This is a genomic window from Exiguobacterium sp. SH0S7, from assembly GCF_004337195.1.
GTDB classification, from domain to species: Bacteria; Bacillota; Bacilli; order Exiguobacteriales; family Exiguobacteriaceae; genus Exiguobacterium; species Exiguobacterium aurantiacum_A.
The window spans coordinates 1-379 of sequence record NZ_SJVA01000054.1; the positions used below are offsets into that span (position 1 = coordinate 1).

General features: G+C 46.2%; 1 protein-coding gene. It reads right to left on the bottom strand.

What is annotated here, in order from left to right; genetic code table 11:
- Positions 1-150 precede the first annotated feature (150 nt).
- A partial coding sequence (locus EVJ22_RS15640) for a carbohydrate ABC transporter permease (protein WP_131444296.1) occupies positions 151-379 on the bottom strand: 229 nt, incomplete at its 5' end.

A 379-nucleotide genomic window follows, 5' to 3' on the forward strand; every position in this document is an offset into this window, starting at 1 on the left:
CACAAGCTGTTGGCGCTCTGCTGCCTATCTTTCACGGCTGTCGTCAAGGTTATATACATGGGAATTAGAACAGTGAGCGAGCAAAAAAGCAGAAAAACCGTCAAAAGCCAGTTGCTTCGTCTCCTAATAGTATTGCTTTTGATATCCATATCAGTTCTCCCTTGACCTGAACAAGCGCATCTGTACAAGCGAGATGAAAAGGATCAAAACAAAGTACATGACAGCGTTCGCAGACTGGTAGGCAAACTGCCCGCCCTGAAACCCGTTTCGATAAATCAGGAATGATATTGACTGAGTCGCTGTACCAGGCCCGCCGTTTGTCAGAGCCACCACCAAATCAAAAACCTGCAATTGGTTCTTGAGCTGAAGGACCATATTC